At 62.6% G+C, this 22,316-nt stretch carries 15 protein-coding genes; 8 read left to right on the forward strand and 7 right to left on the reverse strand.

Annotation, left to right across the window (positions count from 1 at the left end; all coding sequences use genetic code 11):
• Positions 1-244: 244 nt before the first annotated feature.
• Complete coding sequence (locus PQQ96_RS04410; protein ID WP_408289255.1) at positions 245-1,456, reverse strand: acyltransferase family protein; 1,212 nt, start codon at positions 1,454-1,456, stop codon at positions 245-247.
• 242 nt (positions 1,457-1,698) lie between these two features.
• Here PQQ96_RS04410 and PQQ96_RS04415 point away from each other — a divergent pair, with 242 nt between their 5' ends.
• Positions 1,699-1,842, forward strand: a complete 144-nt coding sequence (locus tag PQQ96_RS04415; RefSeq protein ID WP_408289257.1) for a hypothetical protein — start codon at positions 1,699-1,701, stop codon at positions 1,840-1,842.
• Positions 1,843-2,147: 305 nt separating this feature from the next.
• A complete protein-coding gene (gene galU, locus PQQ96_RS04420) occupies positions 2,148-3,065 on the forward strand; it encodes a UTP--glucose-1-phosphate uridylyltransferase GalU (RefSeq protein WP_408289260.1) in 918 nt (305 codons plus the stop codon).
• A gap of 237 nt (positions 3,066-3,302) precedes the next feature.
• On the opposite strand, the gene PQQ96_RS04425 is transcribed toward galU, so the two are convergent.
• The 5 genes from PQQ96_RS04425 to glcD all read right to left on the reverse strand — a co-directional run bounded on the left by PQQ96_RS04425 (position 3,303) and on the right by glcD (position 10,001).
• On the reverse strand, positions 3,303-5,474 hold the full coding sequence (locus PQQ96_RS04425; protein ID WP_408289263.1) for a malate synthase G: 2,172 nt from the start codon (positions 5,472-5,474) through the stop codon (positions 3,303-3,305).
• 116 nt (positions 5,475-5,590) lie between these two features.
• Complete coding sequence (locus tag PQQ96_RS04430; protein WP_408289265.1) at positions 5,591-5,995, reverse strand: heme-binding protein; 405 nt, start codon at positions 5,993-5,995, stop codon at positions 5,591-5,593.
• Positions 5,996-6,043: 48 nt separating this feature from the next.
• Positions 6,044-7,300 (reverse strand): glycolate oxidase subunit GlcF, encoded by a 1,257-nt coding sequence (gene glcF / locus PQQ96_RS04435; protein ID WP_408289268.1) that lies wholly within the window; start codon positions 7,298-7,300, stop codon positions 6,044-6,046.
• A gap of 134 nt (positions 7,301-7,434) precedes the next feature.
• Positions 7,435-8,502: a glycolate oxidase subunit GlcE gene (glcE, locus tag PQQ96_RS04440; protein ID WP_408289271.1), complete on the reverse strand. Its 1,068-nt coding sequence runs from the start codon at positions 8,500-8,502 to the stop codon at positions 7,435-7,437.
• Positions 8,502-10,001, reverse strand: coding sequence for a glycolate oxidase subunit GlcD (glcD, locus tag PQQ96_RS04445; RefSeq protein ID WP_408289274.1), 1,500 nt, complete (start codon positions 9,999-10,001; stop codon positions 8,502-8,504). Before glcD ends, glcE begins: the two co-directional genes overlap by 1 nt.
• 250 nt (positions 10,002-10,251) lie before the next feature.
• Between glcD and glcC the strand changes: the two genes are divergently transcribed.
• From glcC to PQQ96_RS04475, 6 genes are all read left to right on the forward strand, one after another.
• The gene (gene glcC, locus PQQ96_RS04450; RefSeq protein WP_408289276.1) at positions 10,252-11,019 is read left to right on the forward strand and encodes a transcriptional regulator GlcC; all 768 of its coding nucleotides are present in this window, start codon (positions 10,252-10,254) and stop codon (positions 11,017-11,019) included.
• Between the two features lie 158 nt (positions 11,020-11,177).
• A complete protein-coding gene (locus tag PQQ96_RS04455; protein WP_408289279.1) occupies positions 11,178-12,053 on the forward strand; it encodes an MOSC domain-containing protein in 876 nt (291 codons plus the stop codon).
• Between the two features lie 419 nt (positions 12,054-12,472).
• Entirely contained in the window at positions 12,473-15,013 is a 2,541-nt protein-coding gene (nirB, locus tag PQQ96_RS04460) for a nitrite reductase large subunit NirB (RefSeq protein ID WP_408289282.1), read from the forward strand.
• A gap of 34 nt (positions 15,014-15,047) precedes the next feature.
• Complete coding sequence (gene nirD / locus PQQ96_RS04465) at positions 15,048-15,401, forward strand: nitrite reductase small subunit NirD (RefSeq protein WP_408289284.1); 354 nt, start codon at positions 15,048-15,050, stop codon at positions 15,399-15,401.
• 41 nt (positions 15,402-15,442) lie between these two features.
• The gene (locus tag PQQ96_RS04470) at positions 15,443-19,642 is read left to right on the forward strand and encodes a bifunctional nitrate reductase/sulfite reductase flavoprotein subunit alpha (protein WP_408289287.1); all 4,200 of its coding nucleotides are present in this window, start codon (positions 15,443-15,445) and stop codon (positions 19,640-19,642) included.
• 204 nt (positions 19,643-19,846) lie between these two features.
• A complete protein-coding gene (locus PQQ96_RS04475) occupies positions 19,847-21,214 on the forward strand; it encodes an MFS transporter (protein ID WP_408289290.1) in 1,368 nt (455 codons plus the stop codon).
• A 159-nt stretch (positions 21,215-21,373) separates the two neighbouring features.
• On the opposite strand, the gene PQQ96_RS04480 is transcribed toward PQQ96_RS04475, so the two are convergent.
• Complete coding sequence (locus PQQ96_RS04480; protein WP_408289293.1) at positions 21,374-22,300, reverse strand: LysR family transcriptional regulator; 927 nt, start codon at positions 22,298-22,300, stop codon at positions 21,374-21,376.
• Positions 22,301-22,316 lie beyond the last annotated feature (16 nt).

The following is a 22,316-nucleotide window of genomic DNA, read 5'->3' on the forward strand; positions in this document are numbered from 1 at the left end:
GGATAGTTAAACGCAGGGGTAGGCAGGGACTCGGCCGGTTCCTGTCGTTAGCGCAGCGGAGCGAAAGTCCTGAGGGCCTTCGCTCCGTTTTTTTTATCGTGCTACGGCTGGGGCTGGGATATGCGACCGGGCCGTACTACGCCGCTCCGGCGGCACGTTGCGTGCCGCTCGTATTGTCGAAAGGGGAAACCTGTTGCAGATCCGAACGTCGTGTTTCCCCGAGACTTCTACCGCATCGCTACTATCAAGCCTGCTTCACCGCACCTTTTGGCTTAAAACTCGCCGACCACTTCATCGCCGGCAATTCGACCAGCCGGTAGAACACGTAAGCGACCGGCACGGCCACCAGCATGTAGCCGAACGACGGCCAGATCGACATTTGCAGCGACGAGCGGAACAGGATCGACGACAGCAGCACGAAGATCGGCAGATGGATCAGATACAGCGAGAAGCTGAAGTCGCCGAAGCGTGACAGGAAGCGCACGCCAGGGCTGTCGGCCTTGTCCGCATTGCGGCGCTCCAGCGCCTTATACAGGTAGAACGCGAAACCAACCGCCCAGAACTGGAATGCACCGTACTGGCCGAAATGGAACGCCACGCAGCCGAGCGCGATGAACGCCGCGGCCAGCACGTAGAGCCAGACCGACGAGCGCGCATCCGGCGCGGTACGGGTCCTCGCATCGGCGATCCACGCGCCAAGCGTCCACGAAAACCAATAGGACGTGAAGAACTGGATATCGTGGCGCTCGAGCACATAGGCGGACACCACATTGACCACGGCGACGATCGCCAGCACGGAAGTCATGCCCAGACGTCGGCGCAGCGCGAACAGCAACGGGTAGATCGCATAGAACTGCACTTCGAGCGATAGCGTCCAGAGCGCGCCGTTCGACCCAAAGGTCTTGCCAGCCACGCCTTGCAGCGAAAACAGGTTGACGAGGAACGCCTGCAGGCCGATCTCGCGGATCTTGTGATTGACCGGCGGGAACTGCAAGCTGACCCAGTCGAGTGCAAAAGTCAGCACGAGCGCCGCGAGCAACACCGGATAAATGCGCGCGAAACGGCGCACCCAGAAATTGCCGGTGTCGAGCCGGTAGTCCGGATTTTTAGCGAGGCGCAGCGCGCCACCGCGATGAATGCAGTAGCCGCTGATCACGAAGAATATCGGCACACCGGCCGAGCCCCACGCAATCGGGAACGTCAGCCAGGCGGCAATCGTACTCAGACTGAATGAATGGCCGACGCTCTGGTGAAAGGCCTGCATGCCGACCCATTCGACCTGGCGGCAATGAAAATACGCGACCAGAAGCGCGGCGAAGCCCCGCATGGCGTCGATCACATGCTCCTTGCCGGCGCTGTCAGCACGCACGTCGCGCTGCGCGCGTGGCGCGGCGGCCGGTCGTGACGGGGAGAGGGGCAGGGATGAGCCGGCGGCATCCAGTGCTGAGTCGCTCATGCGCGGTCCTTATTCTGAAGAAGGAAAAAGCTTATTCCCGGGCACACCATGCGCGCCCGCGGTGCATCACATGCTAGTGCACCGCGGCGTCAAAAAATCGATAAAAAATTGCGTATAGAATCGAATTAAAAGTCGATTTTGTGACGAATTGTAATTACGTATAAGCACTTGCTACATCGAATTATTTGCCGGTTTTTTTGTGCTAATTTAAGGCACGGATTCTCTTGACCCGAGGTGAAGTCATGAACCTGCATCTACTCGCCGGCGTTGCCGTACTGCTAATCCTTGTCGCTGCCTCCGCCTATCGGGAGGCGCTGCGCAACGAGCCGATCCGTCGTTTTCGCGTCAGCCCGGGCAAGCTGCCCCAGCTTGAGGAGAACGAATGAGCGGTGCCGTGGTGCGCCTAAGCGCATCCGCGATTCGCGTCCCGACATGCCTGGGCGCCGCCCGCTCTCCACGTCGACGGATACGTAAAATGTTCGGAATTTCCGAAAATAATTCGATTTGAATACGTAATTGTTTCCTGATGCAGGCTGCGATCAGGAATATCGAAATCGAAGTGATTTGTTTATTTGAATCGAGAAAATTCACGCGTGAAACGGATTAATTTTTTGTTAGTCTTTTTGGCGACATCGAGTGGCCGCCAGGCCCGCGAACACACTAATCTCTAACCGATGTGGGAATGCCTACCATGCTGAAAGTCACCAAAGCCGTGTTTCCCGTAGCGGGCCTCGGGACACGATTCCTGCCGGCTACCAAAGCAAGCCCCAAGGAGATGCTGCCGGTCGTCGACAAGCCGTTGATCCAATACGCGGTTGAAGAAGCCATTGCCGCTGGCATCACCGAGATGATCTTCGTAACGGGCCGCAGCAAGCGCGCTATCGAAGATCATTTCGACAAATCCTATGAGATCGAAGCGGAACTCGAAGCCCGCAACAAGCAGAAGTTGCTCGACCTCGTGCGCAGCATCAAGCCGGCCAATGTCGACTGCTTCTACGTGCGGCAGGCCGAAGCGCTCGGTCTGGGCCACGCAGTGCTGTGTGCCGAGAAGCTGGTAGGCGAAAGCCCGTTCGCCGTGATTCTGGCTGACGACTTGCTGCACAGCTCGAAGCCAGTGATGAGCCAGCTCGTCGACACCTTCAATCACTATCACAGCTCGGTGATCGGCGTCGAAACCATCGCGCGTGAAGACAGCCGCTCGTACGGCGTCGTGGACGGCCGCGAATGGGAAGACAATGTGATCAAACTGTCGGGCATCGTCGAAAAGCCGGCACCGGATAACGCGCCGTCAAACCTCGGTGTGGTGGGCCGCTACGTGCTGATGCCGACCATCTTCAAGCATATCCGCGCGCTCAAGCCAGGCGCGGGTGGCGAGCTGCAACTGACCGACGCGGTGCAGTCGCTGCTGACCGAAGAGCAGGTGCTGGCGTATCGCTACTTCGGCACGCGCTTCGATTGCGGCAGCAAGCTGGGCTATCTGAAGGCGACGGTGGAGTTCGCGCTGCGTCATCCGGAAGTGAAGGCGGAATTCGAAGCGTATCTGCAGACGTATATGCAGGCCAACATGCAGGTGAACCTGCCGGCGCAGTACACGGCTGCAGCGGCTTAAGGGCAAGCGGCAACGCTAAAGAAGCAAAGGGTAAGAGGTAAGGGTAAGCGGCTGCCGCAAACGCTTCATGCGGCGGTTGGATGCATCAAGTTCACGCAACAGTACCGCGCAGCACGACCGCGCAAATTAAAACGGGCGCCGCATCACGCGGCGCCCGTCTTTCTCTCCAGCCTGGTTCGCGGCTGAAACCCGGGTCCAAATATCAAGCCTTGGACCCGAGCTACAACCAGAAAGCCTTTACTGCCCCTTCTTCACTTCCAGCCGGAACTTATGCAGCAACGGTTCCGTATAGCCGCTCGGCTGCTGGCGTCCTTCGAATACCAGCGCCTGCGCGGCCTTGAACGCGAGCGTGTCGAAGCCCGGCGCCATCGGCGTGTAGTGCGGATCGCCCGCATTCTGCTCGTCGACCACCTTCGCCATGCGCTTGAAGGTCTCTTCGACCAGCTCACGCGTCACCACGCCGTGATGCAGCCAGTTCGCAATGTGCTGGCTGGAAATGCGCAGCGTTGCACGGTCTTCCATCAGGCCGACGTTGTGAATGTCCGGCACCTTCGAGCAGCCCACGCCCTGATCGATCCAGCGCACCACGTAGCCGAGAATGCCTTGCGCGTTGTTCTCGACTTCGCTGCGGATCTCGTCCGCATTCCACTTCGCCTCTGCGACAACCGGAATCGTCAGCAGGCCGTCGAGCAGTTCGTCGCGCACCTTCGCGTAGTCGGTGCGTTCGAGTTCCTGCTGAACGGCTTGCACGTCGACCTGGTGATAGTGCAGCGCGTGCAGCGTCGCGGCGGTCGGCGAGGGCACCCATGCGGTGTTCGCGCCGGCCTTCGGATGCGCGATCTTCTGTTCGAGCATGGCGTGCATCAGGTCGGGCATGGCCCACATGCCCTTGCCGATCTGCGAGCGGCCGCGCAGGCCCGCGCTCAGACCGACCAGCACATTGCTGCGCTCGTAGGCGGTGATCCACGTGCTCGACTTCATGTCGCCCTTGCGCATCATCGGGCCGGCTTCCATCGCCGAGTGCATTTCGTCGCCGGTGCGGTCGAGGAAACCGGTGTTGATGAACGCGACACGCTCGGACGCTTGGTCGATACAGGCGAGCAGGTTGACGCTGGTGCGGCGCTCCTCGTCCATGATGCCCATCTTGATCGTGTTGCGCGGCAGCTTCAGCAGGTCTTCGACGCGCGCGAACAGTTCGCTCGCGAATGCGACTTCGGCCGGGCCGTGCATTTTCGGCTTCACGATGTAGATCGAGCCGGTGCGCGAATTCAGCTTGTGCTTGCGGTCGTGCAGCGCGCACAGCGCGGTGATCACGCCATCGAGAATGCCTTCCGGAATCTCCAGGCCGTCTTTCGTCTGCACCGCCGGATTCGTCATCAGGTGACCGACGTTACGGATGAACAGCAGCGAGCGGCCATGCAGCTTGACCGGTTTACCGTCCGCGCCGGTGTACTCGCGATCGGCATTCAGACGGCGCGTGAACGTCTTGCCGCCCTTCGTGACTTCTTCCGCCAGATCGCCGTTCATCAGGCCGAGCCAGTTGCGATAGAGCTGGACTTTGTCGTCGGCATCGACAGCGGCAACGGAGTCTTCGCAGTCGATGATCGTGCTCACCGCGGCTTCGACCAGCACGTCTTTCACGTGTGCCGAATCGGTCTTGCCGATCGAATCGTTCAAGTCGATCTGGATTTCGAAGTGCAGGCCGTTGTGCTTCAGCAGCACGGCGGACGCGGCGCTCGCGTCGCCCTGATAGCCGATGAACTGCGCCGGCGTCTTCAGTTCGGTCTTGCCGCTCTTCAGCGTGACGACGAGCTTGCCGCCTTCGACGCTATACAGCGTGGCGTCGACGTGCGAGCCGTTCGCGAGCGGGGCGGCCTGATCGAGAAACTTGCGGGCATAGGCGATCACCGCGGCGCCGCGCACCGGATTGAAGGCCTTCTGCTTTTCGGCGCCGTTGGTCTCGGGGATCGCATCGGTGCCGTACAGGGCGTCATACAGGCTGCCCCAGCGTGCGTTCGCCGCGTTCAGCGCATAGCGCTGATTCGACAGCGGCACCACGAGTTGCGGGCCGGCCTGTTCGGCGATTTCGGTGTCGACGTTGTCGGTGGTGGCTTTGACGCTCGCCGGCGACGGCACGATGTAGCCGATGCCTTCGAGGAAGGTGCGGTACGCGCGCAAATCGCGCACCGGACCCGGATTGGCGCGATGCCAGGTGTCGAGTTCGGTTTGCAGGCGGTCGCGCTCGGCCAGCAGCGCACGGTTTTTCGGCGCCAGCTCGTGCACGAGGGCGTCGAAACCTGACCAGAATGCGGCGCTATCGATCCCGGTGCCGGGCAGGGCTTCGGTTTCGACGAACTGGTCGAGGTTGGCGGCGACTTGCAGTCCACCGCGCTGGTTCATCTGAGTCATCGACTGCTCCATCCTTGAATGGGACCGATGTGGGGGCACCGGTCCGTGTTGTGTTTCGTTGTTTTAGTGCCGCCGCTTTGAGCGAATTCAGAACGAAATTCTAACGAAACTCGAACTTAAGCGGCGATTGCCTGAATACCCGCGCGGGCGATCTGTGCGTCCTGATCTGACTTGACGCCCGACACGCCGACCGCGCCGACCACCTGGCCGTCGACGATCACCGGCACGCCGCCTTCCAGTGTGCCTTGCAACGGCGCGCTCAGGAATGCGGTGCGGCCGTTGTTGATCATGTCTTCGTATACCTTGGTTTCGCGGCGGCCGATCGCCGAAGTGCGGGCTTTTTCCGTCGCGATGTACGCGCTGGCCGGCGCGCTGCCGTCCAGACGCAGCATGCCGAGTTGGTGGCCACCATCGTCGACCACCGCGATAGCAACGGCCCACTGGTTCTTCTCAGCTTCCGCACGGGCGGCTTCGAGGATCCGGGTCGTTTCGGCAACGGTCAACACGGGTTTGCTCAGCATAATGAATTTCCTGTTTCGGTTATGGTAGGGATGCTTCTACAAGTTCTATTATGGTAGGGATGCTTCTACAAGTTCTATCCAGTGGCGCACCGGAGTGCGCCCGGCGCCGTCCAGATGTGTCTGGCAACCAATGTTGGCCGTGACGATCATCTCCGGCTTGCCGCTTTCCAGTGCATCGAGCTTGTTGCTCCGTAATCTTTCCGCAAGCTCGGGCTGGGTGATCGAATACGTGCCCGCCGATCCGCAGCACAAATGCGCGTCGGGCACGGCGGTGAGGTCGAAACCGAGCCGTTGCAGGATCGACTCGACCGCGCCGCCCAGCTTCTGCGCATGCTGCAACGTGCAGGGGCAGTGAAACGCGATTTTCTGCCGCGCCTGATTGGGCACCTTTGCCGGCAAAGGATTCGCCTGCAACTGGCCGAGTGGCTCGTTAGCCAATACCTCCACGAGGTCTCGCGCCAGCTCGCTGACCCGCTGCGCTTTTGACGCATAGCGAGGGTCGTGGCGCAGCAGATGCCCATACTCCTTGACGAACGCACCGCAACCGCTCGCGGTTTGCACGATGGCTTCGGCGCCGGCCTCGATGGCGGCCCACCACGCGTCGATATTGCGTCGTGCCCGCGCGAGGCCTGCCTCTTGCGCATTCAGATGATAATCGGTCGCCCCGCAGCAGCCGGCCTGGCGGGCATTCACGATGCTGATGCCCAGCCGGTCCAGCACGCGCGCGGCGGCCGCGTTGGTGTTCGGCGACAGCGCGGGTTGCACGCAGCCTTCCAGCATCAGCATTTTGCGCGGATGCCGCGACGCCGGCCTGGGTTTTATCCCAACATTTGACCGAGCGCTTCGCTTGGGGATTTTACGTCCAAGCGCGGCCGGAAGAAACGGTCGCATGGCCTGGCCGGTCTTAAGCAGCGCGCCGAACACCGCCGGATTCGGGATCACCCGGCGCAAACCCTCGCGCAGCAGGCGTTCCGAGGCAGGACGCTCGATCCGTCGCGCCAGTTCGGCACGGCCGATATCCAGCAGCGCATGGTAGTTGACACCCGACGGACAGGTGGTTTCACAGTTGCGGCAGGTCAGGCAGCGATCGAGGTGCAACTGGGTTTTCTGCGTAACCGGTTCGCCTTCCAGCATCTGTTTGATCAGATAGATACGGCCGCGCGGGCCGTCGAGTTCGTTGCCGAGCAACTGATAGGTCGGGCAGGTCGCGTTGCAGAAGCCGCAGTGCACGCACGAGCGCAGGATCTGTTCGGCTTCGTCGGCGCGGGACAGGGTTTTGGCGGCGTCGCTGAGATTGGTTTGCATGGTGTCGTTCGCCTTCAGGGCTTCACAGGCCAGGGTTCACCGGACCCGTGTTCACAGGCCGCGTTCAGCGGACCGGGTTTCATGGGGATGGCTTCACAGGCCGAGTTCACAGGCCGGCTTTCACAGACCGGCTTTCACAGACCGGCATAAAGGCGGCCGGGGTTGAAGAGGCCGCGCGGGTCGAGTTGCTGCTTCAACTGCTGGTGAAAGCGCAGCAGCGCTTCCGGCATCGGGGCGAACGGCTCGGCGTCCACGCGTGGCGTGAAGCAGGTCGCATGGCCGTCGGCGGCATGGGCGATCTGGCGGATCGTCTCAGCCGGGGCGTCGCTTTTCAGCCAGCGTTGCGCGCCGGCCCAGTCGAGCAGCGTATCGCCGGGCAAGCGGGTCAGCGGCGAAGCATTCGGCAGCGAGAGGCGCCACAACGGACGCGGGTCGTCGAAAAACGCCAGACGGCGCTCACGCAAGGCGTCCCAGAACTGGAGATCGAGTTCGGCGCCGCCGATGCGATCCACGGCCGAGGCCACCGATCCCATGCCGCCTTCGAGCCGCACATGCAGGCGTCCGTCGACGTGAGCCGCGCCGCTAACCGGCAACGCGGCGCGGCGCCACGCCGACAGTTCACGCAGCGCTTCGCCCGCGTCGAGCTCGAGCATGAGGCTGCCGACCGCACGCGGCTTCGGCAACACCTTGAGCGACACTTCGGTGATCAGGCCGAGGCAGCCGAAGCTGCCGGCCAGCAGTCGCGAGACGTCGTAGCCCGCAACGTTCTTCATCACTTCACCGCCGAAACGCAGATGCTTTGCCTGACCCGTGATCACACGGCAGCCGAGCACGAAATCGCGCACCGAACCGGACCACGGCCGCCGTGGGCCGGCGAGGCCGGCCGCGACCATCCCGCCGACGGTGGCGGAGCCGTCGAAGGTCGGCGGCTCACAGGGCAGCATCTGACCGGCCGCGTCGAGCGCGGCGTTCAGTTCGGCGACCGGCGTGCCCGCGCGCGCGGTGATCACGAGTTCAGTCGGGTCATAGCTCACCACGCCGCGATGCGAACGCGTGTCGATCGGTGTGCCTTGCACCGGGCGGCCGAGAAAAGCCTTGCTGTTGCCGCCGCGAATCTTCAGTGGCGTACCGCTTGCCCATGCTTGCGAGACTTCGGCGACGAGCCGTTCGCTATCGTCCATCGATACCGCTTCGATCAGCATCAGAAACGCTCCAGTTCAGGAAAGGGCAGTGCGCCATGATGGACATGCATCGAGCCGAATTCGGCGCAACGGTGCAGGGTCGGCACGTTCTTGCCGGGGTTCAGGAGGCCATCTGGATCGAAAGCGGCTTTCAGCGCGTGGAAGAAGCTCAGTTCGTCGCTATTGAACTGCGCGCACATCTGGTTGATCTTTTCGCGGCCTACGCCGTGTTCGCCGGTGATGCTGCCGCCCACTGCCACGCACAGTTCGAGGATCTTCGCGCCGAGGGCTTCGGCGCGTTCGGTTTCGCCGGGCGCATTCGCGTCGAACAGGATCAGCGGATGCATGTTGCCGTCGCCGGCATGGAAGACATTGGCCACACGCAAGCCATACTCGTTCGAGAGGTTCTCGATGCCTTTGAGCACACGCGCCAATTCGCGGCGCGGGATGGTGCCGTCCATGCAGTAGTAATCCGGCGAGATGCGGCCCACTGCCGGGAACGCGTTCTTGCGGCCGGCCCAGAAGCGCTGGCGCTCGGCTTCGTCTTTCGCGAGACGGATATCGGTGGCGCCCGCGGCGCGCAGCAGCGCTTCGACGCGCTCCACGTCTTCCTGCACGTCGCTTTCCACGCCGTCGACTTCGCACAGCAGGATCGCCTCGGCATCGACCGGATAGCCCGCGTGGATGAAGTCTTCCGCGGCGCGGATCGCGAGGTTGTCCATCATTTCGAGGCCGCCCGGGATCACGCCCGCGCCGATGATCTGCGCGACCGCCGCGCCCGCTTTCTCGACATTGTCGAAACTGGCGAGCAGCACCTTCGCGCTTTGCGGCTTGGTGAGCAGCTTCACGGTGACTTCGGTGACGATGCCGAGCATGCCTTCCGAGCCGGTGAAGAGCGCCAGAAAATCGAAACCGGGTGCGTCCAGCGCATCCGAGCCGAGCGTGATGCGCTCGCCGTCGATGGTGAGAATCTCGAGCTTCAGGATGTTGTTGACCGTCAACCCGTATTTCAGGCAATGCACGCCGCCGGCGTTCTCCGCGACGTTGCCGCCGATCGAGCAGGCAATCTGCGACGAGGGGTCCGGCGCGTAGTACATGCCATGAGGCGCCGCGGACTGCGAGATCGCGAGGTTGCGCACGCCGGGTTGCACGCGGGCAATGCCGGCTTCGGGATCGACCTCGAGAATCCGGTTGAAGCGCGCCATCACCAGCAGAATGCCTTTGTCCAACGGCAGTGCGCCGCCCGACAAACCAGTGCCGGCGCCGCGCGCCACCACGGGAATCTTGTGGGTATTGGCGAATTTCAGCAACGCTTCGACCTGTTCGACCTTGTCGGGCAGCGCGACCAGCATCGGCGTGGCGCGATAGGCGGCGAGGCCGTCGCATTCGAACGGCCGCAAATCTTCCTGTTCGTAGAGGAGTTGCAGGTCGGGGATCAGCGACTGCAGTTGCGCGACGACTGCGGATTTGTCGTGCGTCGCGAGCGCGCCGTCGACGCGCTCGTCATAGAGATAACTCATGTGGGGGGCTCCTGGTGTCGCGCTAACCTGGCGGTCATCCCCGTGGGCACGGGTGCGCGAGCGTGTCTCAGGCGGGATTGTTGCGGCTATGGGAATCGCTGTCGACGGGTGAAGTAAGTGGTCGTACCAGTTTTTGATTTGATGTTTTCAGGGGCGATGTGCCAGATGCTTTGATGTGCATGGGTTACAGAAGGCACGCCAGTCGCCAGCGTGTTAGCATTTCAAAGTGGTCATACCAGTTGGATTGGCAATGCAGATAGCGGATCAGGAAAGCTCACGGCAGGTGGCGGACGTCGTCGCCGAGCGTATCGAACGATTGATCGTCGACGGTGTGCTGAAAACGGGGCAGGCGCTGCCGTCCGAGCGGCGTCTCACCGACAAGCTCGGCGTATCGCGCACGGCGCTGCGCGAAGGGCTCAAGCTCCTGCGGGCGCGCGGCATCATCGAAACTGCGCACGGCAAAGGCTCGTTCGTCGCCAGCCTCACGGCGCAACCCACGCTCACGCCGATGATGCATCTGCTCGGCTCGCAGCCGCGCACGCTCTACGACCTGTTCGAAGTGCGCGGTTTGCTCGAAGCGGAGTCCGCGCGGCTTGCGGCGCTGCGCGGCACGCCCGCCGACTTCGTGCTGATCACGCGCCGCTACGAGGAAATGCTCGCGGCGCACGGCAAGGAGACGAGTGCGTCCACTCACGCGCGCCTCGATCATGCGTTTCATCTCGCGATCTGCGAGGCCTCGCATAACCCCGTGCTGGTGCATACCTTGAGCACGCTCACCGATCTGCTGCTGAGTTCGGTGTTCGCGTCGGTGAACAATCTCTATCACCGCGAGCCGCAAAAACGGGTGATCGATCGTCAGCATGCCAGGCTCTATAACGCCGTCACCGGCAAGCTGCCCGAACAGGCGAAGAAGGCGGCAGCCGATCATATTGAGAGCGTGTGTGCGAACCTACGGGAAATCGAACAGGAAGAGCAGCGGCTCGTGCGTGCCACGCTGCGGCTGGAAGGCTGGGAGTAGCGGCGCAGCCGTTTTAGCTCGAAGGATCGACCTGGCCGGCGCAGCGTTTTTGACCGGCGATGGGGACGGGCACCGTAGGACTGCCAATACGGCGTGCCGCAGGCGCTTTACAATCGGGCGTCAACACAAAAAATCGCGTGTTCCCCACGCCCCACACCATGCCTACCATCAGCGAGCTTTTCGTCTATCCGATCAAATCCTGCGCCGGCATTGCGCTCAATGAAGCGCGTCTGCTCGCCACCGGCCTCGAATACGACCGATGCTGGATGGTCACCGACCCGAGCGGTGCGATGCTCACGCAGCGTGCGTATCCACGCATGGCGTTGATCAAGGTCGAGCTCGGCGAACATGAACTCGTGATTCGCGCACCGGGCATGAGCGACTTGCGCACGTCGCTCGACGCCGCCGCACTCAGCGCACCGCACAAGGTGCAAACCGTGGTCTGGCGCGACGCGGCCTACGGGCTCGACACGGGAGAGGAGTGCGCCGCCTGGTTTTCAGCTTTTCTCGGCGTGCCGTCGCGGCTGCTGCGCTTCAATCCCGAGCACGAGCGGATTGTCGATCCGGACTACACGGGTAGCATCGGCGGCGCCACCACCTATTTCGCCGATGGTTTTCCGCTGCTGGTGATCGGCCAGGCCTCGCTCGACGATCTGAATGGGCGTCTGAACAGTAAGGGCGCACCGTCGATTCCGATCGACCGGTTTCGCCCCAACGTCGTGCTGACGGGGCTCGATGCGTACGAAGAGGACTATGTCGAGAGTCTGAGTGTCGACGGGGCCGAGGATCAGGCCGTGCAATTGCAGCTGGTCAAACTGTGCGCGCGCTGTCCGATGCCGACCATCGATCAGGCGAAGGGCGCGCCCGATCCCGACTGGCCGAACGAACCCACCGACACCCTGAGCGTCTACCGGGCGAATCCGCAGCGAAATGGTGCGCTGACGTTCGGCAACAATGCGATCGTCGCGCGCGGCGCTGGGGCGTGGCTGCGTGTCGGGCAAGCAGTCGAAGCCGAATTGGGCTTCGGCGACTAGGCTGGGGTTCGGGCCGGCACGGAGCTGAACGCCTGAATCGGCGCGCACCGCGGGCTCTCCGCCCGCACGCGCACAGTGCTGCGTCGCACCATCGCTGTGCCTCGCTGCATCAAAACGTGTCGCGCATCATCCCAACAGCACAAGCGTGCCATTCGCCGCCGGGCCTTGCACCACGGCGCTCCAGCGGGAATTTCGCCCGATTGGCACGACCCTTGCGTTAAACCTTGCCATCGGATCAACGTGGATCCGTTGCGAGTGCAACCACACAGGACTCGCTGCAGCACAGGTCAGGACAACGGCGTCCCCCGAATTCAGTCATCGACTGGGTTCGCGGGACGCCGTTTTTATTTCCGGAATCGCTTTCGCATAGCAGCCCACCGGCAGCGATTCGAGCCCAGCACAGTGAGGAAGTCGCGGTCATGAAAATCATCGTTATCGGTCACGGGATGGTCGGCCACAAACTGGTCGAATGTCTGGCACAAGACGCGGCGCATGGCCTCGACATCACTGTGCTGTGCGAAGAATCCCGGCCGGCGTACGACCGCGTGCACCTATCCGAATTCTTCGCGGGCAAAACGGCGGACGATCTGTCGCTCGTCGAGCCGGGTTTCTTCGAGCGCCAGAACGTCTTGCTGAAGCTGAATGCGAAAGCCGTGGCGATCGACCGCGCCGCGCGCACCGTGACGGTATCGACCGGCGAGACCTTGCCCTACGACAAGCTGGTGTTCGCCACTGGCTCCTATCCGTTCGTGCCGCCCGTGCAAGGCCGTGAGCGGGGCGACTGCTTCGTCTACCGCACCATCGACGACCTCGAAGCGATGCAGGAATGCGGGGCCCGCTCAAAGACCGGCACGGTGATCGGCGGCGGCCTGCTCGGGCTCGAATGCGCCAAGGCATTGCGCGACATGGGCTTGCAAACGCACGTTGTCGAATTCGCGCCGCGCCTGATGGCAGTCCAGGTGGACGAAGGTGGCGGCCGTGTGCTGCGCACCAAGATCGAAGAACTCGGCGTGACGGTGCACACGCAGAAGAACACGTCGGCGATCGTCGACGGCGAGAACGGCACGCACCGCATGCAATTCGCCGACGGCAGCTTCCTCGACACCGACATGATCGTGTTCTCAGCGGGCATTCGTCCGCGTGACGATCTCGCACGCGAAAGCGGTCTGACACTCGGCCAACGCGGCGGCATTGTGATCGACAATGCGTGCCGCACCAGCGACCCGTATATCTACGCGATCGGCGAATGCGCGCTGTGGAACGGTCAGTTGTTCGGCCTCGTCGCGCCGGGCTACGAGATGGCGCGCGCGGTGGCGAAGCAACTGCTCGGCGACTCGGCGGAATTCGCCGGTGCCGACATGAGCACCAAACTGAAGCTGATGGGGGTGGACGTCGCCAGCATCGGCGACGCGCACGGCAACACGCCGGGCAGCCGCGCCTATCAGTTCAGCGACGAACGCAAACAGGTCTACAAGAAGCTAGTGGTGTCCGAGTGTGGCAAGCATCTGCTCGGCGGCGTGATGGTGGGCGATGCCAGCGAATACGGCACGCTGCTGCAGATGATGCTGAACCGGATCGAGTTGCCGGCGTCGCCGGAATTCCTGATCCTGCCGTCGTCTGACGGTCAGGCGAAACCGGCGCTCGGCGTCGAGGCATTGCCCGCCGCCGCGCAGATCTGCTCGTGCAACAACGTCTCGAAGGGCGACCTGTGCGCCGCCGTGCGCGCGGGCGCGACCGACATCGGCGCTCTGAAGTGCGCGACCCAGGCTGGCACGTCATGCGGCGGTTGCGTGCCACTCGTCACCCAGGTGATGAAGGCAGAGATGAAGAAGCAGGGCCTCGCGGTCAACAACCACCTGTGCGAGCACTTCCCGTTTTCGCGCCAGGAGTTGTATCACCTCGTGCGCGTGGAAGGCGTGCGCAGCTTCGGTGAATTGCTGACGAAGCACGGACACGGCCTCGGCTGCGATATCTGCAAGCCGGCCGTGGCGAGTATCCTGGCGTCGTGCTGGAACGAATTCGTGCTGAAGAAGGAGCACGCTTCGCTCCAGGACACCAACGATTACTACCTCGCCAATATCCAGCGCGACGGCACCTATTCGGTCGTGCCACGCATGGCAGGTGGCGAAGTGACGCCTGACGGTTTGATCGCCGTCGGCCAGGTGGCGAAAAAATACGGCCTCTACACCAAGATCACCGGCGGCCAGCGGGTCGATCTGTTCGGCGCGCGGGTCGAGCAACTGCCGTTCATCTGGGAAGAACTGATCGCGGCCGGTTTTGAATCGGGCCATGCGTACGGCAAATCGCTGCGCACGGTGAAGTCGTGCGTCGGTTCGACGTGGTGCCGCTATGGCGTCGGCGATTCGGTGGGCCTCGCGGTCGAACTCGAGAACCGCTACAAGGGGCTGCGCACGCCGCACAAGATCAAGTTCGGCGTCTCCGGCTGTACCCGCGAATGCGCGGAGGCACAGGGCAAGGACGTCGGCATCATCGCGACGGAGAAGGGCTGGAATCTTTACGTCTGCGGCAACGGCGGCATGAAGCCGCGCCATGCCGAACTGCTCGCCTCGGACCTCGATAAGGAAACGCTGGTGCGCTACATCGACCGCTTCCTGATGTTCTACGTGCGCACGGCAGACCGTCTGCAACGCACCAGCGTGTGGCGCGACAACCTCGAAGGCGGCCTCGACTATCTGATCGACGTAGTCGTCAACGATCGTCTGAACGTGGTCGCGGAACTCGAAGTGGAAATGCAGCACGTGGTCGAAACCTACGAATGCGAATGGAAGAAGGCCGTCACCGATCCTGAGACGCGCAAGCGCTTCCGTCACTTCGTCAACAGCGGCGAGTCGGACAGCAATGTTGCCTTTGTCGAGGAACGCGGCCAGATCCGGCCCGCGACGATTGACGAGCGGCGCTCGAAGATCGCTTCGATTCCTGTGGTTGTGGAAACCGTTTGATTCTTTTTTGCGTCACTCACTGAGGACCCATGCCATGAACCTTGACCGTCTTCCGCTTGCCTGGACACCAGTTTGCCCGATCGACGAGATTGTTCCCAACACAGGCGTGTGTGCGCTCGTCAATGGCGAACAGGTGGCGGTATTTCATGTGGACAACGGCGACGAGAACACCGTCGTGTATGCGATCGAAAACTACGATCCGGGCTCGCAAGCGGCCGTGCTCTCGCGCGGGCTGATCGGCAGTCTTGGCGAGCGCGTTGTCGTCGCTTCACCGATCTACAAGCATCACTTCGATCTGCGCACCGGCGAGTGTCTCGAAACACCGGCGTTTTCCGTCAGCGCGTTCATCGCGCGGGTGGAAAACGGGCAGGTGTGGGTCGCGATGTGAGCCACTGATCTTTGTCATCCTCTTCGACGACGTTATTTGCCATGTCCTCCACTAGCGTAAAAACCGTGTGCCCCTACTGCGGCGTTGGCTGCGGAATGGTGCTGCACGTCGAGGACGGCCAGGTCGTGAAGATCTCAGGCGACAAGGAACACCCGGCGAACTTCGGACGGCTGTGCACGAAGGGCCAATCGGCGCACGTCGCATTGCGCAAGTCGGGACGTCTGGAAGGCGCGTTCGTGCGTCATGCCCGCGACCAGGATCCGGTGCCGCTGCCAATGGCACAGGCGATCAGCGACACGGCGGCGCGTTTGCGCGGCCTGCTCGACACCTATGGACCGGACGCGATCTCGTTCTATGTGTCCGGGCAGATGTCGATCGAGGCGCAGTACCTCGTCAACAAGCTCGCGAAGGGTTTTGTCGGCACCAACAACATCGAATCGAATTCACGTCTTTGCATGGCGAGCGCGGGCAGCGGCTACAAGCTCTCGCTCGGCGCGGACGGCCCGCCGGGGTCGTACGAAGACATCGATCATGCCGACCTGTTCTTCGTAATCGGCGCGAATATGGCCGACTGTCATCCGATTCTGTTTCTGCGGATGATGGATCGTGTGAAGGCGGGCGCGAAGCTGATCGTGGTCGATCCGCGCCGCAATACGACCGCCGAGAAGGCTGATCTCTTTCTGCAGATCAAGCCGGGCACCGATCTGGCTCTGCTCAATGGCCTGTTGCATCTTCTGCACGATAACGGCCATACGGATGCGTCTTTTATCGACAGCTTCACCGAAGGCTGGGACGCGATGCCCGCCTTCCTCGCCGACTATACGCCGGAGAAAGTGTCGGCGATTACGGGCCTCTCCATAGAAGACATCCGCCAGGCCGCGCACATGATCGGCGCCGCGCCGGAGTGGATGAGTTGCTGGACCATGGGTCTGAATCAGAGCACGCATGGCACGTGGCACACGAACGCGATCTGCAATCTGCATCTGGCGACGGGCAAGATCTGCCGACGCGGCAGCGGACCGTTCTCGCTGACCGGCCAGCCCAATGCAATGGGCGGCCGTGAAATGGGCTACATGGGGCCTGGTTTGCCGGGGCAGCGTTCGGTGCTGGTCGAAGAAGACCGCGTGTTTATCGAGGACCTGTGGGGCATTCCGAAGGGCACGCTGAAGACATCGGTCGGCAACGGCACCATCGATATGTTCACCCGTATGGCCGAAGGCGAGATCAAGGCGTGCTGGATCATCTGCACGAATCCGGTGGCGAGCGTCGCGAACCGTCAGAACGCGATCGCTGGTTTGCGCGCCGCGGAACTCGTGATTGCGCAGGACGCCTTTCTCGACACCGAAACCAACCGTTACGCCGATGTGCTGCTGCCCGGCGCGCTGTGGGCCGAGGCCGAAGGCGTGATGATCAACTCCGAGCGTAATCTGACGCTGATGCAAAAGGGTATCGAGCCGCCGGGCGCCGCGTTGCCGGACTGGCAGATCATCGCGCGCGTCGCGTGTGAAATGGGTTTCGCCGATGGGTTTACCTACGCTAACGCCGAAGAAGTTTTCGCGGAGATCATTCGCGCGTCGAATCCGAAAACCGGCTACGACTTGCGCGGCGCGAGCCATCGCCGGCTGAAGGATACGCCGCTGCAATGGCCGCTTGCTGCCGACGACGCTGCCGACCGCAACCCCATTCGCTACATCAACGACGGCGTCAGCCAGACGCTGAAAGAACGGCCCGACGGCAGCCGTCCGCGATTCGTGTTTCCGACCGCAAGTGGCAAAGCCGTGTTCTTCGCCCGGGCCTTTGCCGCCCCGGCCGAACTGCCCGATCGGGAATTTCCGATCGTGTTGAATACGGGCCGCCTGCAGCATCAATGGCACACCATGACCAAGACCGGCAAGGTCGCGATGCTCAACAAGCTGAACCCGGGCCCGTTCGTCGAGATTCATCCCGAAGACGCCGCCACGCTAGGCATCAAAGCCCGGGATCCGGTCGAGATCCGGTCGCGGCGCGGGCGTGCCGTGTTGCCGGCGGTCGTCACGGAGCGCGTGCAGGCAGGGAGTTGCTTTGCGCCAATGCACTGGAACGACGTCTTCGGCGACGATCTGTGCATCAACGCGGTCACGAGCGATGCCATCGATCCGGTCTCCCAGCAACCCGAGCTCAAGTTCTGCGCGGTCGCGCTGAGCCCGGTTGCGATCGACGCCATCGAGCCGGTTTCGAATGCGGACGACGAGACGCTTATCGATGCGCCAGCCGTTGGCGTCGACGCGGCGTCAAGCGCTATATCGGCGAACACCAAGGAACTGGATATGCCCCGCATCAACGCACTCACGAGTCTGCTGCAGCTTCCGCCGACACCCGTGCCGTCGTTCACGGAAACCGAGCGGGCCTATCTACGCGGTTTCGTCAGTGGGCTGCGTTCGGCTGAAGGACAGGGCAGTGACAGCGTGCCGGTGTTGCCTGCCAGCGCGCCGTTTGAGCCGGTGAATCGCTTGTATGTGGACGGTTTGCTGGCTGGTCTCTATAGCCGCAGTGGAACACCTGCGGCCGTGTCAGCCGGTGCGATTGCCGCGCCGCAGTCCGATGCGGCACACGCATCCGGTGTGCGCATCTTGCGCGTGCGACCCAAAGTGACCCTGCTGTGGGCCTCGCAAACCGGCAACACCGAATCGCTGACCGAACGCTATGCCACACGTCTGATGGAGTCGGGCTTCGAGATCCGCACGTCGTGCATGGCGGACTATCAGGTTTCGGCGCTCGCGAAAGCGCAATACGTGCTCCTGATGTCGAGCACCTTCGGCGATGGCGATCCGCCCGATAATGCGCAAAGTTTCTGGTCTCCACTGGCTGGCGACGCAGCGACTCGTCTCGACGGCGTGCGCTACGCGGTGCTCGCGCTGGGCGACCGCAACTACGATGCGTTCTGCGGTCACGGTCGCCGGCTCGATGAGCGTCTCGCAGCGCTTGGCGCGCTGCGTTTGATGGATCGCGTCGACTGTGACAGCGAGTATCAGGAGCATGCCGACGCGTGGCTCGAAAGCATCATCGCGCGCATCAAGGAAGAAGATGCGGCGCTGCATGCGGTACCCCCGGGCGGCATGATCAACGCTGTGGTGCCTGGCGCCATGCCGACCAAAACGCGTCCGGCCGCATCGCGGCTCGTCAGGAACCTGCAACTGAACAAACAGGGCGCCGCGAAGGATACGCGCTACTTCTCCCTGAACACGGGCGACTCGGGCCTCGAATACGAAGCCGGCGACGCGCTGGGCGTATGGCCGAGCAATTGTCCCGAACTGGTCGACGAATTGATCAGCCTGAGCGGCTTGAGCGCCGAGGCTGCGGTCAACGTGTCCGGCGCGGGTGACATGCGCCTCGCTGACGCGCTTGCCAGGCACTACGAGATCGCACGCCCCAGCCCTGATGCGCTCGCGTTCATTGCCGCGCGCAGCAGCAACGGCGCACTGCGCGATCTGCTCTCCACCGAGCGCAAGGCCGACCTCAAACAATGGTTGTGGGGCCAGCAACTCGCGGACGTCCTCCACGAATTTCCCGTCAACCTGACGGCGACCGAATTGACCGGCATGCTCAAGCGCCTGCAACCGCGTTTGTACTCGATTGCATCGAGCCCGAAGGCACATCCCGGCGAAGTTCATCTGACGGTGTCAGCGGTTCGCTACAGCAACGGTCGCCGCCATCGCAAGGGGGTGTCGTCGACGTTTCTCGCCGACCGTGCCGGTGACGTGAATGTGCCGGTATTCGTGCAGCAATCCGCACACTTTCGGCTTCCTCATGTTTCGGACACGCCAATCATCATGGTCGGTCCGGGCACTGGTGTTGCACCGTTCCGCAGCTTTTTGCACGAACGGCGTGCACGTGGCGATAAGGGCCGCAACTGGTTGTTCTTCGGCGAGCAACATGCGGCCACGGATTTCTACTATCGCGACGAACTCGAAGCGATGCGCGACAGCGGTGTGCTGACCCGGCTCGACGTCGCGTTCTCGCGCGATCAAACAGAAAAGATCTACGTGCAGGACCGCATGCGCGAGCAGGGGGCGCAACTGTGGGCGTGGCTTGAAGAAGGTGCGCATTTCTATGTCTGCGGCGATGCAGGCCGGATGGCGAGAGACGTCGATGCGACGCTCAAGCATGTGGTCGCGCAGCACGGTGGGATGAACGAAGAAAAAGCCGCCGGGTATGTGAGCCGCTTAGCGCAAGAAAAGCGCTACGTACGCGACGTTTATTGATTTTTGAAGCGGCCGTCAGAGGCGCGGGATCACGGTTTCAGAGAGTACGCAGTCGAGCTTCAAAAGTAGAGCCCGGATGGCATGAAGGTTGCATGTTCAGACCGGTATTCAACGTCGTGACCATTCCGGTGCGTAGTGTCTCAGCGCAATATGCCAGCGCCGTGCACCAGGTTGGAAAACAATCAGCATATTTTAGGATGTCTAATGAAAAACGTGATGAGCTCGTTAAAAAGTGGGGACTGGCGCGCACTGGTGGCGTGCTTCCTCTATTTCGACACCGGCTTCACCGTCTGGGTCCTTTATGGACCGCTCGCGCCGTTCATCAGCAAGAGCATTGCGATGACGCCCGCGCAGCAAGGATTGCTGGTTGCTGTGCCGGTGCTGTCGGCGGCGATCCTGCGGGTCACGCTCGGCAATCTCTATCAATCCGCGCATGGCAAACGCATCGCGTTGATGGGCGTATTGCTGTCGGCGGTGCCGACGATCGTGCTGCCGCTGTTGCCGTTCGTGCCGTCGTACACCTTGCTGCTGGTGCTCGGCGTGTTCCTCGGTGTCGGCGGAGCGAGCTTCGCCGTGGCGCTGCCGATGGCCGGCAGCAACTATCCGCCGAAAGTGCAGGGCCTGGTGCTAGGTCTTGCCGCTGCCGGCAACATCGGCGCGGTGCTCGACGGCTTCCTGTTCCCGCAACTCGCGACGCACTACGGCTGGCAAATGGCAACCGCCAGCGCGCTACCGTTGCTCGCCATCGCGGCGATCACGCTGTACTTCTGGGCCAACGATTCGGGCATTAAATCCGGCAGCGTGCTGCGCGCGTTCGGCAGCTTTGCGGTCACGCTCGTGGGATTGATCGTGCTCGTGCTGCTGGTCGAGGCAGGCCTGTTCGGTTCGGGCAAGACCGGTGTGCTGCTGTTGCCGGTGGTCGGCGCGCTGCTGGCGATTGCGGTGCTGCCCAAGCGCTATCGCGCGGTGCTGGCCGAACGCGACACGTGGGTGATCATGCTGGTGTACAGCATCACGTTCGGGGGTTTTGTCGGCATGTCGTCGTATGTTTCGCTGCTGCTGACCAATCTGTATCAATTGTCGAAGATCGACGCGGGTCTGTTCATGGCGCTGCTTGCCGCAACCGGCGCGATGGTGCGGCCGCTTGGCGGCCTGGTTGCCGACAAGGTGTCCGGCGTGCGCGCGCTGACCTTCCTGCTCGCGATTATTTCTCTGTGCGACTTCGTCTTTGCTGCCGCGATGCCGTCGATGGTGGGCGGGATTGCATTGCTGCTGTGCCTGTATGTGGCCTTCGGTCTTGGCAATGGCGCGACCTTCCAGTTGGTGCCGCATCGCTGGGCCGGGCGCACCGGGTTGATGTCGGGTATCGTCGGCGCCGCGGGCGGCATTGGTGGCTTTTATCTGCCGGTCGTGATGGGCATCGCGAAGGAAAGCACGGGCAGCTACCAGATGGGCTTCGTGACTTTTGGCGCGCTGGCGGCTTGCGCGTTCGTCGCGATCGTCGCACTGCGCCGTCCGTGGATGGCGTGGTCGATGCACACCGGCGTGATGCATGCGCACGCAACGGAGTGAAGCAAGGGGACATCCGCGTCGTGGCGTGCCCGTGGTTGACGGCCGCGCGGCGCGGATGACGGTTAGAGCGATGGTGCCAGTCGAAGCATAAGAAGACGAGACGAGCATCGCGGAGGGACCGGTTAGGGCACAACCATACGAAGCAGACCTCTCCAGGTCCTATTTCATTTCCGCCGTGCCGACGGCGAGAATGACGGGCACCCGTGCCGTCAGTTCGTCGATGGCCACGCGCATCCGCGACGGCAGATGCCGTGTCTGTTGCCACGCCAGATGAAGCTCGATGCGCGGCCCGGGCAGCTCGGGCAGTACCTTGACTGGCGCGCCGCTATCTAACGCGTCGGCGATCAGCCAGCACGGCAAACGTGCGATGCCGGCACCCGCCATGGTGGCCGCGAGAATGGTCTCGAGGTCGTCGAGGCGTAACCGATGCCGGACCAAGACGTTCTGCCAGACACCGTTTTCATCCGGCAGCGGCCACGCTGCTTCGTTGCGCCGGTTCGCGTAGAAAATGCCTTCATGGCTGGCGAGGTCGGCGACCGTGCGAGGCGTACCGTGCTTCGCCAGGTAGGCAGGCGCCGCGCATAGCGTCATCGCCTGCTCGCCGAGCTTGCGTGCCACCAGCCCCGCCGGCGCGTCGCGCAGGCGTCCGCTGCGCACCACCAGATCGATGCCTTCTTCGACCAGATCGGTGACCCGGTCGGTGAAGCTGATCTGCAAGTCCAGTTGCGGATATCGCTGCGCTAATTCCAGCAGAATCGGCGCAACGCAGCGCCGCCCGAACAGCACCGGCACGCTGACGTGCAAACACCCCTGAGGATCGCGGCGGCCCGCATGCAGCGTTGCTTCGCCGGCATCGAGTTCGGCCAGTGCGCGCACGCAGCGCTCGTAAAACGCGTGGCCATCTTCGGTGAGACTCTGGCTGCGTGTGGTGCGGTGAAAGAGCCGCGTGCCGAGCTGGTCTTCCAGACGCGCAATGGTTTTGCCGACCGCCGAGCGCGACAGGTGCATGCGCTCGGCGGCCAGCGCGAAGCTGCCGGCTTCAGCCGCATTGACGAAGGCGGCGATGCCGCTCAGACGGTCTCTCATCGACGGATCGCTCTGT

The sequence above is a fragment of the Paraburkholderia sediminicola genome, assembly GCF_046027825.1.
GTDB classification, from domain to species: Bacteria; Pseudomonadota; Gammaproteobacteria; order Burkholderiales; family Burkholderiaceae; genus Paraburkholderia; species Paraburkholderia sediminicola_D.

Coding starts and splice junctions, on each gene's coding strand:
- glcD (WP_408289274.1), bottom strand. CDS start 10,001: ATGAGTTATCTCTATGACGAGCGCGTCGACGGCGCGCTCGCGACGCAC.
- PQQ96_RS04425 (WP_408289263.1), bottom strand. CDS start 5,474: ATGACTCAGATGAACCAGCGCGGTGGACTGCAAGTCGCCGCCAACCTC.
- glcE (WP_408289271.1), bottom strand. CDS start 8,502: ATGCTGATCGAAGCGGTATCGATGGACGATAGCGAACGGCTCGTCGCC.
- galU (WP_408289260.1), top strand. CDS start 2,148: ATGCTGAAAGTCACCAAAGCCGTGTTTCCCGTAGCGGGCCTCGGGACA.
- glcF (WP_408289268.1), bottom strand. CDS start 7,300: ATGCAAACCAATCTCAGCGACGCCGCCAAAACCCTGTCCCGCGCCGAC.
- PQQ96_RS04475 (WP_408289290.1), top strand. CDS start 19,847: ATGAAAAACGTGATGAGCTCGTTAAAAAGTGGGGACTGGCGCGCACTG.
- PQQ96_RS04455 (WP_408289279.1), top strand. CDS start 11,178: ATGCCTACCATCAGCGAGCTTTTCGTCTATCCGATCAAATCCTGCGCC.
- PQQ96_RS04415 (WP_408289257.1), top strand. CDS start 1,699: ATGAACCTGCATCTACTCGCCGGCGTTGCCGTACTGCTAATCCTTGTC.
- PQQ96_RS04410 (WP_408289255.1), bottom strand. CDS start 1,456: ATGAGCGACTCAGCACTGGATGCCGCCGGCTCATCCCTGCCCCTCTCC.
- nirD (WP_408289284.1), top strand. CDS start 15,048: ATGAACCTTGACCGTCTTCCGCTTGCCTGGACACCAGTTTGCCCGATC.
- nirB (WP_408289282.1), top strand. CDS start 12,473: ATGAAAATCATCGTTATCGGTCACGGGATGGTCGGCCACAAACTGGTC.
- PQQ96_RS04480 (WP_408289293.1), bottom strand. CDS start 22,300: ATGAGAGACCGTCTGAGCGGCATCGCCGCCTTCGTCAATGCGGCTGAA.
- PQQ96_RS04430 (WP_408289265.1), bottom strand. CDS start 5,995: ATGCTGAGCAAACCCGTGTTGACCGTTGCCGAAACGACCCGGATCCTC.
- glcC (WP_408289276.1), top strand. CDS start 10,252: ATGCAGATAGCGGATCAGGAAAGCTCACGGCAGGTGGCGGACGTCGTC.
- PQQ96_RS04470 (WP_408289287.1), top strand. CDS start 15,443: ATGTCCTCCACTAGCGTAAAAACCGTGTGCCCCTACTGCGGCGTTGGC.